The sequence below is a fragment of the Streptomyces sp. NPDC059788 genome, assembly GCF_042732265.1.
Lineage (GTDB): Bacteria > Actinomycetota > Actinomycetes > Streptomycetales > Streptomycetaceae > Streptomyces.
Window position 1 is genome coordinate 155,409 of sequence record NZ_JBHWHY010000001.1, and the last position, 14,853, is coordinate 170,261.

Genomic DNA, 14,853 nt, shown 5'->3' on the forward strand with positions numbered 1-14,853 from the left:
GCCCGCAGCGGCGAACGCCTGGTGCGCGTCGGGTGCGGCGCCCGGCTCGTCGGCTCAGTCTCCGAGACGGTAGAAGTGGATCGGAGAGTTCGGCCGGAAGCCGATACGCGGGTACACGGGGGCTCCGGCGGCGGTCGCGTGCAAAGTGGCGCGGGTCAGTCCGGTGGCCCGGCCGCCCTCGTACAGCGCCTTGCGGGTGACTGCCTCGCCGTAGCCCTTCCGCTGCCACTGCGGGTCGGTGGCGACGAACGCGACGAAGAGGCGGCCCTCCGCTTCGATCGTGGCGGCACACGCCACCGGTGCGTCGCCTCGCCATCCGAGGTAGGCGAACACCTCGTTCTTCCAGAGCGCGGACCCGGCGAGGGCTTCACGTACTTCTTCCAAAGGGAAGCCGTAGGCGTACGACTGGAGATCGGCGAAGGCCCGCAACTGCTCCTCGGTGCGCACGCGCGTGAACGTCAGGTCGGGATGGACCGGTTCGGGGACGGGGAGCAGGTCCCCGGCCATGCCCGTACCGGGGAAGGCGTACCGGAAGCCGGCCTGCTCGGCCGCGCCCTGCAACGTGGCGCGGGCGTCGTCGTCGAGAAGGCCCTCGAAGAGCCACAGGAAGCCCGGGTGCTTCTTCGCGCGCATGATGTCCGCCGCCTGGTCGAGACGGTGCCGTACGGTCTCCTTTCCCGCGCCCGCCTCGGTCAAGGTGACGCAGTTCCAGAACGGGAACGGGCAGTCGGCCCAGCGAACGGCGATACCCGGCAGGTCGCGCACGTCCGCGTCCGCGTCGTGGTCGAGCACCATGGCACGCCAGACCACGGCCAACTGCCGCACCGATTCGGCGGACTCCGCGAGAACAGGCACCGTACCCCCATGATTCGTCGAGTGTGTGAAAAGCCCTGAGCAGATGGTGGACGACTCCGGCACAGCCGGGACAGCGGTGTGTGCGTTTGTGTCACGTGTGCCGGAGGAATCCGGTGTCGTCAGACGATGCGGCCTTCGAACTCGGCCTCCTGCGCCGACGAGGAGGTGGGCCGGGGGACGCGGTAGGAGCGGCGTCCGACACGCCACCACAGCGCGGCCAGGACGAGGGCCACCAGCACGGCGACAGGGGTGTAGTTGAAGCTCGTGGCGGTGACCGGACTGGTCTGCGGCAGCAGGAACAGCACCGTCACCCCGGCGGCCCACACCACCGCCACCCAGCCGATCGGCCGGCTCCAGCGGCCCAGATGCCAGGGGCCCGGGGTGAACCGGTCGCGGTGGCGCAGCCGTAGCAGCACCGGGATGGCGTAGGCCGGGGTGAAGCCCACGACGGAGATCGCGGTCACCGCCGAGAACGCCGTCGCGGAATACAGGGACGGCAGCGCGAGCACGAACGCGACACCGACCGCCAGCCAGACGGCATTGGCCGGAATGGCGGTGCGGCGGCTGACCTGCTGCCAGCGCGACGAGCCCGGCAGGGCGCCGTCCCGGGCGAAGGCGTAGATCATGCGGCTGGCGGAGGCGGTCACGGTGTAGCCGCACAGGAACTGCGCCACGATGATCACCAGGAGCAGGGACTTGGCCGTGGCCACGCCGAGCGCGTCCAGGAGGATCTGGGCCACCGGCACGCCGGTCGGACCGGACAGGGTCGCGGCGTAGTCCTGGACGGCGAACAGCAGCGCGAGCAGCAGGACGCCGCCGGCGACCCAGGACACCGCCACCGAGCGGATGATGCCGCGCGCGGCGGCGACGGACGCCCGGCTGGTCTCCTCGCTCAGGTGCGCCGAGGTGTCGTAACCGGCCAGGGCGAAGACCGGCAGCAGCATGCCCAGCAGGACCACGTATACCGGGGCGTTCCAGCCGGTGTTGTCGGTGAACTCGGAGAACACGAAGCCGGCCGGCTGGTGGTGGGCGGGTACGAGCGTCAGGGCGCCGATGATGACGAGGGCCCCCGTCAGGTGCCACCAGGCGCTCAGGGACGTCAGGAAGTTCATCAGCCGGGTGCCGAAGAGGTTCAGGACCGCGTGCAGCGCGAGGACGACCGCGTAGAGGGTCAGCAGGGAACCCGGCGTCGGCGTGTAGCCGAACTGCAGGTGCAGCCACGCGCCGGTGAACGTCGCGATGCCGTAGTCCTGGGCGGCGATCCCGCCGAGCAGGCCCATCAGGTTGAGCCAGCCGGTGTACCAGCTCCACCGCTCACCGCCGAGCTGGCGGGCCATGTAGTACAGGCCGCCGCTGGTCGGGTAGCGGGAGGTGATCTCCGCCAGGGCCGCCGCCAGGCACAGCACCAGCGGCCCGACGACCAGCCATCCCCACATGATCACCGCGGGGCCTCCGGAGTTCAGGCCGTAGCCGAACAGCAGCAAGGTCCCGGACATGATCGAGATGACCGATACGGAGGCGGCGAAATTGCCGAAGGCTCCCATGCGCCGGTGCAGTTGCTGTGTGTAGCCCAGTGACTGGAGGATGCGCGCGTCCTCGTTGTTGTCGTTCAGTGGCCCCGGCAGCCGGTGCCGTGCTCTTACCGAAGTACGCATCGGATCTCCACACAGGAAAGCTGGAAGAAGGAGGGGGAAGGGGAAGGGCGGCGGGCGCTGACGGGCTTCCGGCGGGCCGCGGGGGAGCCCGTCCGCGAGGCCGGCCGGCGCTCACGTGTATCCCCCCGCGCGCGGCGGGTGGCTTCTCAGGCAGGCGTCGCGGGCCTCCTCGAAAGCCTCCCGCCACTGGTTCGGATGCGGCGCGTGGTACTGCCACGGGTCCCGCGTGACGAAGTCGTCGATCGCCTCGAACACTTCGGCCGCCCAGTGCGGGAACCCGCCTCTCAGCAGGGCGTACGCCAGGTAGTTCAGGTCCAGTTGGGAACTGCCCGCCGGATCGCACCGCTTGAACCAGCCGGTGTACGCCTTCGCGACGGCCTGCGTGATGTCCTCCCTGGTCCACAGCAGGTTCAGGACGGCTTCGCCCCGGTCCCGCCGCTCCCGGTGCTCCTGGACGCGGGCGTAGACCGGCAGCATCAGCAGTGGCGAGTCGGCCGGCGCGAACGAGACCGTCCAGCGGGCGAAGTCCATCGCGACCGCGCGTCGGCCCGCCGGCCCGGGGCGGGCCTGGAGCGCCTGGGACATGCGGTGCCAGGCCTCGCGGTTGAACGGATCGCGCCGGTGCGCCTCGCCCAGCAGGCCCCACGGACCCGGCGGCAGCAGGTGCTCCGGCCGCGGCGGAGCCACCCGGTGCTCCGGACAGCGCTCTGCCGTGTCCGCTTCGGCCAGGGCCAGGCGGCAGATGTAGAGCACCGGGTCACCGGAGTTCCCCTCGCCCGCCCTGAGGCACGCCTGACGGGCCCCGTCGGCCAGTTTCTCCAGGTCCCGTGCCTGCCCGGAGTCGTGCGCCGAACGTCTGCGGTGGGCCCGCAGGACCCGTTCGGTCGCGACTCTGGCGTACATCACTCGCGCGTCGCGGCTCTCCGGTTCTTCTTCCAGCCACAGTTCCACGACATTGGTCTCGGCCGCGACGACCCCCAGGACCTGGGTGCGGGTCGTCCACTGCGGCCAGTTGCCCGTCTGGGCCAGCACCTGCCGCATCTGCATCCAGTAACTCGCCTGGATGTCCTGTACCGCTCGGTAGAGGTCCGTGTCGCGGCCGGCCGGGTGGAAGCCGGGCATCAGCGTTCCCCTCGGCCGGGCGGAGCGGCGGCGGCCATAAGCGCGGGTCCTTAGGGCAGGTGGGACGGGGTGGCACGGGGACGTGCGAGGGGCGTGGTGCGGGCCGCCGCGCAGGGCGGGCGGGCCCGTCGGCGCAGCGTCCGGCCGGGCGGCCGTCCTTGGCCGACGGCGGGTGCCCGACAGGTACTTAAGTGCCTGGGGAGGCACATGGCCAGAGGAAACCACGGTTGTTCGGTTCTTCAGACGCAGGTTTTGGCCATACGTGCGACGGGCGCCGTCGGCGTCCCGCGCCGGGTCCGCCGTCCTCGACCACATGAGTTCTATGCCGATCGGTACAGAAGTGCTACCGTCTCGTTCAGCACCGATCGGTACAGAAAAAAGTGGAGCTCGACATGGGACAGCTTGAAGGCAAGACCGCCGTCGTCACCGGCGGCGGCACCGGCATCGGCCTGGCCACCGCCGTACGGCTGGCGGACGAGGGCGCGTACGTGTTCATCACCGGCCGCCGCGAGGCCGAACTGGACGCCGCCGTGGAGACCATCGGCCCGGAGCGGGTCACGGCGGTCGCGGGTGACATCTCGAACATGGACGACCTGGACCGGCTGTACGACGCCGTCCGCACCCGGGGTCAGGGGCTGGACGTCGTGTTCGCGAACGCGGCGACCGCCTCGCTGGTGAAACTGGGGGAGATCACCGAAGCGGACTACGACCACATCTTCGGGATCAACGTGCGGGGCACACTGTTCACCGTGCAGAAGGCGCTGCCGCTGCTCAACAAGGGCGCCTCGGTCATCCTGAACGCCTCCACCGCGGCCGACAACGGCATGGAACTGTTCAGCCTGTACGCGGCGTCCAAGGCCGCCGTCCGGTCCTTCGCGCGGACCTGGGCCAACACCCTCAAGGACCGCGACATCCGGGTCAACGCGATCTCGCCCGGCCCGATCGACACCCCCGGCATCACGGCCCTCTTCGGCGAGGACAACGCGGCCGACGCCAGGGTGCACCTCGCCACGACCGCCGCGATCGGCCGGATGGGGCGCCCGGAGGAGGTCGCCGCGGCCGTGGCGTTCCTCGCCTCCGCGGACAGCAGCTTCATGCTCGGCGCCAACCTGTACGTCGACGGCGGCGAGAACCAGGTCTGAGCCCCGGCACCCGCACCCGCGTCCGCGCGGGCCCGGGAGCCGCGCGGCGGCCTCATCGGAGCCGAGGCCGCCGCCCCGGGCGACGTACCACCGGTAGAATGACGGCTGATGCTGGAATCCCGCCAACCCTCCGCATTTCCCATGTCACTTCGGGCGGTGACGCCCGGTGGTGGACGCTGGCTCCCGCACGGCTACCACGTCGACCGCCACTCCCACCCCCAGGGCCAGCTGGTGTACGCGGCCGCCGGCGCCCTGGCCACCACGACGGAACGCGGGACCTGGGTCGCCCCGGCCAACCGGGTCACGTGGACACCGCCCGGTTTCGCCCACTCCCATCGCTTCTACGGCAGGACCGACGTCCGTCTCGTCGCCGTACCGCTCGACCTGTGCGGCCAACTCGTGGACCACCCGAGCGTGTTCGCGGTGAGCCCCCTTCTGCGCGAGGCCCTGCTGGTGCTGACGGACCGCCAGGAGTTCCGCCCCGGCGCCTTCGAGCGGCTGCTCGCGGTGCTGGTCGACGAACTGGCCGAGACTCCCGAGCAGTCCCTGCACCTGCCCGAACCCCGCGACGGCCGGCTGCGCGCCGTCACCGATCTCCTGCACGCCGATCCGGGCCGCAGCGCGACCCTGGCCGGGCTGGGACGCGCCGCGGGGGCCAGCGAGCGCACCCTGAGCCGCCTGTTCCACAGCGAACTCGGCATGAGCTTTCACCGCTGGCGCACCATCCTGCGCATCCACCACGCCCTGGTCCACCTCACCAACGGCCGGTCCGTCACCGAGACCGCGATGGAGTGCGGGTGGTCCAACCCCTCCAGCTTCATCGACGCGTTCACCGAGGTCGTCGGCCAGACCCCGGGCCGCTACCAGGCGGCTCTGCGCGCGGACCGCACGTAGCCGGAGAGCGGCCGTACGGGCCTATGCGGCCACGGTGTGCCCGCCCGTAGGCCGCACGTCGCCAAGTTGGCGGGTTTTCCGTATCCGGTGTCCATTCACCAGTTGGGGACGCCTCCTGCCGGAGTCCACAGTGGTGGTCGGCGCGCCGCACCATCCGGGCGGCACCGCCCTTCGTGCTCCGTCGTGTCCGATCACCGGGGCACCGCTTTCTCTCAAGGAGGCTCGGCAATACATGGGTGAAACACGTGAGAACACCGCTGTCGTGATCGTGGGGGCCGGGGTGGCCGGACTCACGCTCGGCAATTTCCTGCTGCGCAGCGGCATCGAGTGCGTCATTCTGGAAAAGCACGGCCGGGAATACGTCGAGCGGCGGCAGCGGGCCGGGGCCATCGACAGCCGCGGGGTGCGCATGTTCCGTGCGTGGGGGCTCGACGGGGTGCTGGAGGGCGACCCCATCCCGAAGGTGGGCAACGGCTATTGGATCGACGGGAAAAAGCTGCCGCTGGAGTACGGCTGGGACGACAACCGCGACAGTATTTTCTGCCCTCAGCAGGTCCTCGTCCGCAACCTCACGGATGTTTTCCTGCGGGCCGGCGGCGACCTCCGCTTCGAGGCCGCCGACGTGTCCCTGGAGGACATCGACGGTGCGCGTCCCCGTGCGAGCTATCGGGACTCCGCCGGTTCTACGCGCGTCGTCGACTGCGACTTCATCGCGGGCTGCGACGGCTATCACGGCGTCAGCAGGGCGTCGATTCCCGCCGACGCGCTCACGCGTTACGCGCACGATTACGGATATTCCTGGCTCAGCGTTCTGGCCCAGGTACCGGCGGAACCCGTGGGTATCGCGATCAGCTCCCGCGGCCTGGCCGGAATGATCCCCCGCGGCCCGAACGCCAGCCGCCTCTACCTCCAGTGCCCGGTCGACGACACCCCCGCGCAGTGGCCGGAGGGCCGTGTCTGGGAAGAAATGGAGGCCCGCTTCGGCGCCTCTGTACCGACCGGCCGGATCATCGACAAGCGGATCGTGCCTCTTCGGTGCGTGGTGTTCAGCCCGATGAGTCACGGCAGGCTGTATCTGCTCGGGGACGCGGCGCACATCGTCCCTCCGATGAGTGCGAAAGGGCTCAACCTCGCCCTCCACGACGCCGAGGTACTGGCCAACGCGGTCATCGCCCGCATTCAGAAGGACGATGCGAGTCTGCTCGACGGCTACTCGGACACCTGCCTGCGCCACATCTGGAATTACCAGGCGTTCGCGGCCTGGATCACCGAGCTCATGCACAACGCGGGCGACGCTTCCTACGAAGGGGAGTTCCGTAAGCAGATCGCCCGCGCGGAGCTGGAACGTCAGTGCACGTCCCCCGCGGCCAACAAGCTCTTCAGCGAACTCATCGGCGGGGTGAACTAGCCGACGCGAGGGCGCGGTCGGCCGTACTTCGTGCGGCTTCGGGCCGGGGGCCGAGGACCTTTGACCCGGTCGGGCGAGTCGGGCGGGTGAACAGCGTGACGAGCAGGGCGATTCCGCACACCCCGGCGGCGACGAGCGTCGTCGTGTGCATGGCACCGACGAACGTCGGGGCGGCGGCCTGCGCCGCCGCGGGGTCGCCCGTGGCCAGGGCCGAGGCGAGCGACTCCGCCGCGGTCGACCGGATGCCCGTCGGGGCGCCGGCCAGCCGGTCGTACATCATGCCCGAGTACCGGGACCACAGGACCGATCCGAGGACCGCGACGCCGAGCGCGCTGCCGAGCTGGCGAAGGGTGTTCAGCAGTGCCGATCCCGCTCCCGCGCGGTCGGTGGGAACGGAGGAGGCGGCCAGTGTCGTGCCGGGCGCCAGGACGAGCGCGAAGCCGAGTTGCAGGGCGAACGCGTCCACGACGAACCAGGCGGGACCGGTGTGGGCGCCCAGCCCGGCCACGCCGGCGAACGCCGCGGCCATGAGGGTGAGGCCGGTGGCGATGGTGGCCCGGGCACCGAACCGTTGGGTCACCCGCTGCGAGAGCGGGGCGCCGGCCACCAGGCCCGCCGACAGCGGAATGAAGAGCAGCCCCGTCTGCAACGGCGAGAAGCCGCGCACCAGTTGGAGGTAGAAGGTGGTGAAGTACAGGTAGCCGAAGACGACGAAGGAGCCCAGTGTCAGGGCCACCGCCGCGGCGGTGAACGAGGCGTGCTTGAAGAGGCCGACGTCCAGGAGCGGCACGCGGTGCCGCGCCTCGGCCAGGACGAGGGCGGCCAGGACGGCCAGGCCGGCCGTCGCGGGCAGCCACGTACCGACGTAGGCCCAGCCGTCGTCGGTGGCGTGCACCACTCCGAAGACGAGCAGGCCGATGCCTGCCAGGGACGCCGCGACGGGCAGCACGCGCAGTTCTCCGGCGCCGCTCGGCGGCGTATGCGGTATCCATGCCCAGGTCGCCGCGAGGCCGAGGAGCGCGAACAGCGCCACGAGTTCGAGAACGGAACCCCACCACATGCCCGCGCTCAGCAGCGCGCCCCCGAGGAGCGGGCCGAGCGAGATGGACAGCCCCGAGGCCGCCGCCCATGAGGCGATGGCCCGGGCCCGTCGTTCGGCCGGGAAGATCCGCAGGATCACCGCGAGGGTGGCGGGCATGATCGTGGCCGCGGCCACGCCCATGAGCGCCCGCAGGACGATGACGGCGAGCGGCGCATCGAGGAACCCGGCCACCGCCGTCGTCAGGGCGAAGGCCGCCGTTCCCCAGGCCAGCAGGCGCTTGAGGCCGAACCTGTCGCCGGCGCTCCCCGCCACCGGCAGGAATCCGGCGAAGGTGAGGGTGTAGGCGTTCAGGAACCACTGCTGTTCGGTGTTGCCCGCGCCGAGGTCGCGCTGCATCGTGGGCAGTGCCACGTTGAGGATGGTGCTGCCCAGCAGCACCGCCGAAACCGTCAGCGTGAGCGCGAACAGCGCCCGGACGGGACGGACGGCGGACTGCCCGGTGCCGGTCACCGCGGGAACCTCCGCCCCGCGTCCGGCAGGGCGACCACGCACTCGACCTCGATCAGGAACTCGGGGGCGAACAGCTTGGCCACACCCACCAGAGTGGACGAGGGCGGTGGCGTACCGTGCAGGGCGCCCAGAATTCCGGGGATCAGGTGCGGCTCGTGGTCCACGACGTAGACGGTCTCCTTGACGATGTCCTGTCGCTGAGCGCCCAGGGCGTCGAGCAGGCGGTCGATGCGGTGGGCCACCTGCGCGGCCTGTGCCGTGTGATCGCCTTCCCCGACGACGCGGCCCTCCTCGTCCCAGGCCACCTGTCCGCTGATGAACGCCAGACCGAGGCCGGCCGGCACCGATATCTGGCTGACGAGGTCCGGAAGGCCGAAGACGGCGTCCGGTTCGATGCGGTGGATCATGCGAGCTTCCTTTCGGGCTGCGGGTGGTGCAGAGCGGCGAGGGCGTGGGCGGCCTCGGCTGTGAGAGCGGCCGGGTCGGTCTCGTCCGAGGCCCACCCGACGTACCCGTCCGGCCTGATCAGGGCGGCGCTGACGCCGGCCCATGCCGTGCGGGACTGCTCGGCCGGCCGCGGGCACCGGTACCGGTTGAGGCGGGCGGCGGTGCCCTCGGGCGAGAGGGCGTCGGCGCCGAAGCCGTCGCCGCGCGCGAAATCGATGAGCACGGGGCGCCCGTCCCGGAGGAGGTCGAAGAGGTGTTCCGTCTCCGACAGCCGCAGGTTCGGTGCCCGGCAGCCCGCGAGCGGATGGTGCCGGCCGGGCAGGGAGTACGTCACCGACAGCCCGGACAGGCGCTCCGCGAGGGCGTCGTTGAGCTGCGGCCGTTCCGCGATCAGCTTGCCCATCAGGGACCTCAGCGCGGTTCCCTCCGGTGAGAAGACCGACATGATCGCGGTCTGCGCCTGGGTGTGCTCGATCGTGTCGTCCCCCACCGGATGCCGCTCCCGGTGGTAGGTGTCCAGCAGCTCCGCCGCCGCCCGGCCGCCCGCGACCGCCGCCAGCTTCCAGCCGAGATTCATCGCGTCCTGCACGCCCACGTTCAGCCCGACACCGCCCATCGGCATGTGCTGGTGGGCCGCGTCACCGGCCAGCAGGACCCGGCCCTTGCGGTAGTGCCGGGCCACCCGGCTCGTGTTGCTGTAGCGGGACAGCCAGGAGGGGCTGTGCATCCCGTAGTCCGTGCCGGTGATGCGCAGCACCCGCTCGCGCAGTTCCTCCAGGGTGAGTTCGCCCGGCCAGTCGTCGCGGAGGTCCTCGGGCGAGTGCACCACGATCCGGTGCCGTCCCCCGGACAGCGGGACGAGCATGAACGTGCCCCGCGTCGTCCACTTGCTCGTGACCGGGCCGGGCGGCGGGTCGCTGAGCACCACATCACCGAGTGCCCCCAGCGCGGTGAACCCGGTCCCCTCGAACTCGATCCCCGCGCACCGGCGCACCACGCTGCGCGTGCCGTCGCACCCGACGACGTACGCGGCGTCGAGCACATACGCGCCCTCGGGCCCGTCGACCGACACGGTCACCGTGTCGCCGGTGTCCGCGCAGCCGGTCACCCGGTGTCCGCGACGGACATCCGCGCCCATGGCCACGGCGCGCTGCTGGAGCAGTTCCGTCGTGCGCGCCTGCGGGATCGTGAGGGTGTACGGGAAGTCGGTGTCCAGGCCCCGGAAGTCGAGGCGGTCGTCGAGGACCGCGAAATGTCCGCTGGGTATCCGGCCGCCCTCCGCCAGCAGGTCCTGATGCGCGCCGCGCAGCGCGAAGGTCTCGATCGTGCGGGCGTGAACCGTCAGTGCCCGGGAATGCGGGTCGATCTGCGGAGCCTGCTCCAGGACCACCGTGCGGACCCCGGCCAGCCGCAGTTCGCAGGCCAGCCACATGCCCGTCGGTCCACCGCCGACGATGACGACGCTTTCACTCATGCCATACCTCTCTATCACTGACCAAGAGAATTGCCGCCGTCAGATATACTCGATCAGTGACCAAGAAACAAACCGCCGCCCGCACCAAGGTCGGGATCACCCTCGGCCAGGTGGTCGGCGCGGCGTTCGACGTACTCGACCGGGGCGGTGTCGCCAAGCTCTCCACCCGGGCCATCGCGGCCGAACTCGGGGTCAGCATGAACACCGTCATGTGGCACATCCGCACCAAGGACCGGCTCATGGACACCATGGCCGAGGCCGTGTTCGGGGAAGTGGACCTGGCGGACCTGCCCGAGAACTGGCACGATCAGGCGGCCGAACTACTGGGGCGGCTGCGCCTCGCGATGCTCCGGCACCGGGACGGCGCCCTGCTCGTCGCGGGCACCTTCCCCGCGGAACCGCAGACCCTCGCCTTCACCGACCGCCTGCTGACCGCCCTTCAGCGCGGCTGCCCCACCCGCAAGACGGCCGCCTGGACGGCATGGAACCTCTTCTACTTCACCCTGGGCCTCGTCCAGGAGGAACAGGCAACACCCGCCGACCACCGTGACCGCCTGCGCGCCCACGTGGCCGGACACCACCTGCCCGGGCTGGACTCGACGCTGGACGACTTCATGTCGGTCGACTTCGAGGCGCGCTTCCGGTTCGGCATCGAGCAGATCCTTCACTCCGCCTCGACCGAGGCGGCCCCCGAGTCCTGAACGAGCACCCGGCGCCGACGGGACGACATGAGGCCAGAATTCACCACGACCCCCACTCCGTGGACTCGGGCCTCACCCGCCTTGCCCTGCCCGGCCGCCGGCCTGATGAGCGTCCCCGGCCGTTTCGCCGAACTGCGCCGCGCCGTCGGCCGATCAGTGAACGCATGGGGCCCGGCACCCTGGCGCCGGGCCCCATCCGGGAGAGGTCAGGCGTCTCCGTTGAGCATGGCGGCGGTCAGGACGTTGCCGGCGACGCCCCAGCCGCCGTCGGCGACCTCGTCGACCAGGACGACGGTGGTGGGGCGGGCCCGCTCGCCATAGATCTCCGCGTACAGGTCGGTGGTGCGCTCGACGATCTTCTTCTTGTCCTCGGCGGTGACGGTGCCCGCGGGAACCTTGAAGTGGGCGAAAGGCATGAGTGTTGCTCCTTGATGTGGTTGCTTCCGTAGCACGGAAGGCAGATACGGATGCGGTTGGCCGTGGATGTTTTCCCGGCTGGTGACCGCGTGGTCAGAGGCTGGCGTGCGGAGTCAGCAGTTCGCCGATGCCGATGCGGTGGAAGAACTCCGCGCGGACCCGGTCGTACACGACCGACACCACCTCGCTGCCGTCGCGGCTGGGGTCGACGTGGGTGCGGAAGGGGCGTTCGCCGTGGGGCAGACCGATGACCCGCACGATGTCCTCGGCCACCTCCGCGGCTTCGTGCCCGGGCGGGAAGATGCCGCTCAGGGCCGTGGTCATGGTGTCCCTGAGCCGGCCGTACGGCGCGTCGTACGCCGCGGCCCGCGGGGCGTCGGCGGGTACTCCGGCGTGGGCGAAGTGGTTGGTGCCGCTCGGGTAGGCGCCGGGGACGACGAGGGTGGTTTCGATGCCGAACTTGACCAGCTCGGCGGCGTAGCTCTCGGCCAGGGCGTCCATCGCGGCCTTGGCGGCGAAGTAGGGCGCCAGGAAGGGCGGGTGTCCACCGCGGGTCGAGGAGGAGCCGACCCATACGAGCAGGCCTTGTCGCCGGTGGCGCATGGCCGGCAGCACGGCGCGGTTCACCCGCTGCGTGGACAGCACGTTGATGTCGTAGACGTCGGCGAGCTGAGCGACGGTGAACGCCTCGGCAGGCCCGAGCACCATGTGGCCGGCGTTGTGCACCACCACGTCGATGCGCCCCTGCTCCCTCAGCACGCGATCGATGGCGGTGTCGACCGATTCCTGTTCCTGGACGTCCATCTCCACAGCGGCTATCCGTACGCCACGGTCCTGCTGGAGCTGGGCGAGCGCGGCGACGGCGGATGCGTTGCGGTCCGTGGTGGCGCGCATTCCGGCGTACACGATATGGCCGGCCTCCGCCAGGGCTCGTGCGGTGAGGTTCCCGAAGCCGCTGGAGGCGCCGGTGACCACCACGACGTTCTGCTGCGGCTTCACACCAGGCCGCCGTTGACCCGCAGGACCTGGCCGTTCACCCAGTGCCCCGCAGGGCTGGTGAGGAAGGCGACCACCTGGGCGATGTCCTCCGGGGTGCCCAGCCGCTCCAGTGGCGGGGTCTTCGCGAGCTGCTCGATCTGTTCGGGTGTCTTGCCTTCGAGGAAGAGGTCCGTGGCCGTGGGGCCGGGGGCGACGGTGTTGGCGGTGATGTCCCGCCCGCGCAGCTCGTGGGCGAGGATCGAGGTGAGCGACTCGACGGCCGCCTTGCTTGCTGCGTACGCGCCGTAAGCAGGGAACCGGGTGCCCACCACGGAGGTGGAGAAGCCCACGAACGAGCCGCCCGCGCGCAGTCGCCGGGCGGCCTGCTGGGCGACGACGAAGGTGCCACGGATGTTGGTACGGTGCACGGCGTCGAGCACCGTCAGGTCGAGGTCGGCGATCGGTGACAGAGCGAGTCGGCCGGCGCAGTTCACCACGACGTCCACGCCGCCGAACTCCTGCTCCGCCCGGTCGAACAAGGCGGCGACCGCGTGCTCGTCCGCCACGTCCGCCTGCACGCAGCCGGCCCGTCCGCCGGCGGAGGTGATCGCCGCCACCGTCTCCTCGGCGGCAGCCGCGTCGCGGGCGTAGTTCACCACGACGGTCAGGCCGTCCTGGGCGAGCCTGCTGGAAACCGCCCGGCCGATACCGCGTGATCCGCCGGTGACGACGGCGACCCGCCCGGGCGCCGGAGAGGGAGGGGGTGGGAGAGGGGGAGCGGGGTGGTTCGTAGTCATGCCTCCACGATGCGCGGCGCCGGCCGGCGGAACCAGGGGACGTCATCCCCTGTGTCGGCGACCCGGCCGGACGCAGAATGGCGGGCATGGGTTCTGTGAGATACACCGAGCTGGGAGCTTTCCTGCGCTCGCGGCGTGCACGCATCCGCCCGGCCGACGTGGGACTTCCGCACGGGCCCCGGCGCCGGGTGCCCGGGCTGCGCCGCGATGAGGTCGCCCAGCTCGCCGGCGCATCGGTGGACTACTACAACGAACTCGAACGCGGCGCCGGATCCCAGCCCTCCGAGCAGATGATCGCCGCGCTGGCGCGGGCCCTGCGCCTGACCGCCGACGAGCGCGACTACCTCTACCACCTGGCCGACCGCCCGGTGTCCGCGCCCGGCGGACCCGCCTCGCACGTCCACCCCGGCATGTTCGACCTGCTCACCCGCCTGACCTCGACACCCGCGCAGGTCATCACCGACCTGCACGTCACCCTCGTACAGAACCCGCCGGCGGTGGCGCTGCTCGGGGACCACTCCGGGCTGCGGGGTGCCCGGGCCAGCTTCATCCACCGGTGGTTCACCGACCCCGACGCTCGGCAGCTGTATCCGGAAGCCGACCATGCGGGCCAGTCCCGGGCCTTCGTCGCCGACCTGCGGGCAGCCGCCGCCCGGCGCGATGCCAAAGACACCGAAGCCGGCTCAATGATCAGCGCGCTGCTCGACACCTCCCCGGAATTCACCGCCCTGTGGGCCGACCACGACGTCGCATTCCGGCGCGACGACCGCAAACGCCTCAACCACCCCACCCTCGGCCTGATCGAGGTCAACTGCCTCAACCTGTTCAGCGAGGACGGCCGACAGCGCCTCCTGTGGTTCACCCCCGCAGTCGGCACCGACAGCGCCGGCCTCCTCGACCTGCTCGCCGTCCTCGGTACCCAAGACGTCACTGGCCCGACACGCTGACAGTCGCCCACTACAGCGTCGCCGATGGGCAAGGTCCCGGACCGCCTGCGCTCTCCGCCGCAAGAACATGGTTCCTGCCCCCGAGGCCGGTCTCGGGCGGTGCGTACAGGTTCGGAGAATTACCACGGGGTCCTTGCCGATCAAGCTGCCCGGCGCTTGTGCGGGCTGGACAGCCTGCGGCGCTCCTCCTCGTCCGTACCACCCCATATGCCATAGTTCTGCCCGGTTTCCAGAGCCCATTCCAGGCACTCCCCGCTCACCGGACACTGCCGGCACACCGCCTTGGCGTCCGCCTGCTGTTGTGCGGCGGGGCCCGTGACTCCTACGGGAAAGAAGAGCTCCGGGTCCTCCTCCAGGCACGCTGCTCGTTCCCACCACTCCATGTCTGCCTTCCCTCGCCGAGATCGCCAGGAGATCGTTACCGGTATTCACAGGACCCACGGCGTCGCGCGCCGGGCAGTGGG

Annotated in this window: 15 protein-coding genes; 5 read left to right on the forward strand and 10 right to left on the reverse strand. The window is 70.8% G+C overall.

Translation table 11 applies throughout. The features are described from left to right. Positions 1–54: 54 nt before the first annotated feature. The 3 genes from ACFV57_RS00905 to ACFV57_RS00915 all read right to left on the reverse strand — a co-directional run bounded on the left by ACFV57_RS00905 (position 55) and on the right by ACFV57_RS00915 (position 3,632). Positions 55–795: a GNAT family N-acetyltransferase gene (locus tag ACFV57_RS00905; protein WP_385224622.1), complete on the reverse strand. Its 741-nt coding sequence runs from the start codon at positions 793–795 to the stop codon at positions 55–57. A 179-nt stretch (positions 796–974) separates the two neighbouring features. Continuing rightward, positions 975–2,510: an amino acid permease gene (locus tag ACFV57_RS00910; RefSeq protein WP_385224258.1), complete on the reverse strand. Its 1,536-nt coding sequence runs from the start codon at positions 2,508–2,510 to the stop codon at positions 975–977. A gap of 111 nt (positions 2,511–2,621) precedes the next feature. After that, positions 2,622–3,632 carry a hypothetical protein gene (locus ACFV57_RS00915; protein ID WP_385224260.1) on the reverse strand — a complete coding sequence of 337 codons (1,011 nt, stop codon included), beginning with the start codon at positions 3,630–3,632 and terminating at the stop codon, positions 2,622–2,624. Positions 3,633–4,024: 392 nt separating this feature from the next. Here ACFV57_RS00915 and ACFV57_RS00920 point away from each other — a divergent pair, with 392 nt between their 5' ends. The 3 genes from ACFV57_RS00920 to ACFV57_RS00930 all read left to right on the forward strand — a co-directional run bounded on the left by ACFV57_RS00920 (position 4,025) and on the right by ACFV57_RS00930 (position 7,076). Next, complete coding sequence (locus ACFV57_RS00920; protein ID WP_385224262.1) at positions 4,025–4,774, forward strand: SDR family oxidoreductase; 750 nt, start codon at positions 4,025–4,027, stop codon at positions 4,772–4,774. Between the two features lie 141 nt (positions 4,775–4,915). Continuing rightward, positions 4,916–5,668 (forward strand): helix-turn-helix domain-containing protein, encoded by a 753-nt coding sequence (locus ACFV57_RS00925; RefSeq protein WP_385224264.1) that lies wholly within the window; start codon positions 4,916–4,918, stop codon positions 5,666–5,668. Positions 5,669–5,900: 232 nt separating this feature from the next. Continuing rightward, entirely contained in the window at positions 5,901–7,076 is a 1,176-nt protein-coding gene (locus tag ACFV57_RS00930) for a 4-hydroxybenzoate 3-monooxygenase (RefSeq protein ID WP_385224266.1), read from the forward strand. Here ACFV57_RS00930 and ACFV57_RS00935 read toward each other — a convergent pair. Genes ACFV57_RS00935 through ACFV57_RS00945 form a run of 3 tightly spaced genes read right to left on the reverse strand, consistent with a single transcriptional unit; the run spans position 7,057 to position 10,549 of the window. Further along, positions 7,057–8,628: an MFS transporter gene (locus ACFV57_RS00935; protein WP_385224268.1), complete on the reverse strand. Its 1,572-nt coding sequence runs from the start codon at positions 8,626–8,628 to the stop codon at positions 7,057–7,059. The two genes, ACFV57_RS00930 and ACFV57_RS00935, sit on opposite strands and share 20 nt — an antisense overlap. Beyond that, positions 8,625–9,035, reverse strand: a complete 411-nt coding sequence (locus tag ACFV57_RS00940; protein WP_385224270.1) for a RidA family protein — start codon at positions 9,033–9,035, stop codon at positions 8,625–8,627. The genes ACFV57_RS00935 and ACFV57_RS00940 overlap by 4 nt, the downstream gene beginning before the upstream one ends. Next, a complete protein-coding gene (locus tag ACFV57_RS00945) occupies positions 9,032–10,549 on the reverse strand; it encodes an FAD-dependent monooxygenase (protein ID WP_385224272.1) in 1,518 nt (505 codons plus the stop codon). Before ACFV57_RS00945 ends, ACFV57_RS00940 begins: the two co-directional genes overlap by 4 nt. Before the next feature lie 56 nt (positions 10,550–10,605). On the opposite strand from ACFV57_RS00945, the gene ACFV57_RS00950 reads away from it, so the two are divergent. Further along, a complete protein-coding gene (locus ACFV57_RS00950) occupies positions 10,606–11,250 on the forward strand; it encodes a TetR/AcrR family transcriptional regulator C-terminal domain-containing protein (protein WP_385224274.1) in 645 nt (214 codons plus the stop codon). 206 nt (positions 11,251–11,456) lie between these two features. On the opposite strand, the gene ACFV57_RS00955 is transcribed toward ACFV57_RS00950, so the two are convergent. The 3 genes from ACFV57_RS00955 to ACFV57_RS00965 form a co-directional block, all read right to left on the reverse strand. Beyond that, positions 11,457–11,666 (reverse strand): 4-oxalocrotonate tautomerase family protein, encoded by a 210-nt coding sequence (locus ACFV57_RS00955; protein WP_003985135.1) that lies wholly within the window; start codon positions 11,664–11,666, stop codon positions 11,457–11,459. Between the two features lie 94 nt (positions 11,667–11,760). Further along, positions 11,761–12,666 (reverse strand): SDR family NAD(P)-dependent oxidoreductase, encoded by a 906-nt coding sequence (locus ACFV57_RS00960; RefSeq protein ID WP_385224277.1) that lies wholly within the window; start codon positions 12,664–12,666, stop codon positions 11,761–11,763. Then, positions 12,663–13,442, reverse strand: coding sequence for an SDR family oxidoreductase (locus ACFV57_RS00965; RefSeq protein WP_385224279.1), 780 nt, complete (start codon positions 13,440–13,442; stop codon positions 12,663–12,665). The genes ACFV57_RS00960 and ACFV57_RS00965 overlap by 4 nt, the downstream gene beginning before the upstream one ends. A gap of 77 nt (positions 13,443–13,519) precedes the next feature. On the opposite strand from ACFV57_RS00965, the gene ACFV57_RS00970 reads away from it, so the two are divergent. Then, positions 13,520–14,389 carry a helix-turn-helix transcriptional regulator gene (locus tag ACFV57_RS00970; RefSeq protein ID WP_385224281.1) on the forward strand — a complete coding sequence of 290 codons (870 nt, stop codon included), beginning with the start codon at positions 13,520–13,522 and terminating at the stop codon, positions 14,387–14,389. Positions 14,390–14,529: 140 nt separating this feature from the next. Here ACFV57_RS00970 and ACFV57_RS00975 read toward each other — a convergent pair whose 3' ends face one another. Then, on the reverse strand, positions 14,530–14,772 hold the full coding sequence (locus ACFV57_RS00975) for a WhiB family transcriptional regulator (protein ID WP_385224283.1): 243 nt from the start codon (positions 14,770–14,772) through the stop codon (positions 14,530–14,532). Between the last annotated feature and the right edge of the window lie 81 nt (positions 14,773–14,853).

Coding starts and splice junctions, on each gene's coding strand:
- ACFV57_RS00905 (WP_385224622.1), bottom strand. CDS start 795: ATGGTGCTCGACCACGACGCGGACGCGGACGTGCGCGACCTGCCGGGT.
- ACFV57_RS00910 (WP_385224258.1), bottom strand. CDS start 2,510: ATGCGTACTTCGGTAAGAGCACGGCACCGGCTGCCGGGGCCACTGAAC.
- ACFV57_RS00915 (WP_385224260.1), bottom strand. CDS start 3,632: ATGCCCGGCTTCCACCCGGCCGGCCGCGACACGGACCTCTACCGAGCG.
- ACFV57_RS00920 (WP_385224262.1), top strand. CDS start 4,025: ATGGGACAGCTTGAAGGCAAGACCGCCGTCGTCACCGGCGGCGGCACC.
- ACFV57_RS00925 (WP_385224264.1), top strand. CDS start 4,916: ATGTCACTTCGGGCGGTGACGCCCGGTGGTGGACGCTGGCTCCCGCAC.
- ACFV57_RS00930 (WP_385224266.1), top strand. CDS start 5,901: ATGGGTGAAACACGTGAGAACACCGCTGTCGTGATCGTGGGGGCCGGG.
- ACFV57_RS00940 (WP_385224270.1), bottom strand. CDS start 9,035: ATGATCCACCGCATCGAACCGGACGCCGTCTTCGGCCTTCCGGACCTC.
- ACFV57_RS00945 (WP_385224272.1), bottom strand. CDS start 10,549: ATGAGTGAAAGCGTCGTCATCGTCGGCGGTGGACCGACGGGCATGTGG.
- ACFV57_RS00955 (WP_003985135.1), bottom strand. CDS start 11,666: ATGCCTTTCGCCCACTTCAAGGTTCCCGCGGGCACCGTCACCGCCGAG.
- ACFV57_RS00965 (WP_385224279.1), bottom strand. CDS start 13,442: ATGACTACGAACCACCCCGCTCCCCCTCTCCCACCCCCTCCCTCTCCG.
- ACFV57_RS00970 (WP_385224281.1), top strand. CDS start 13,520: ATGGCGGGCATGGGTTCTGTGAGATACACCGAGCTGGGAGCTTTCCTG.
- ACFV57_RS00975 (WP_385224283.1), bottom strand. CDS start 14,772: ATGGAGTGGTGGGAACGAGCAGCGTGCCTGGAGGAGGACCCGGAGCTC.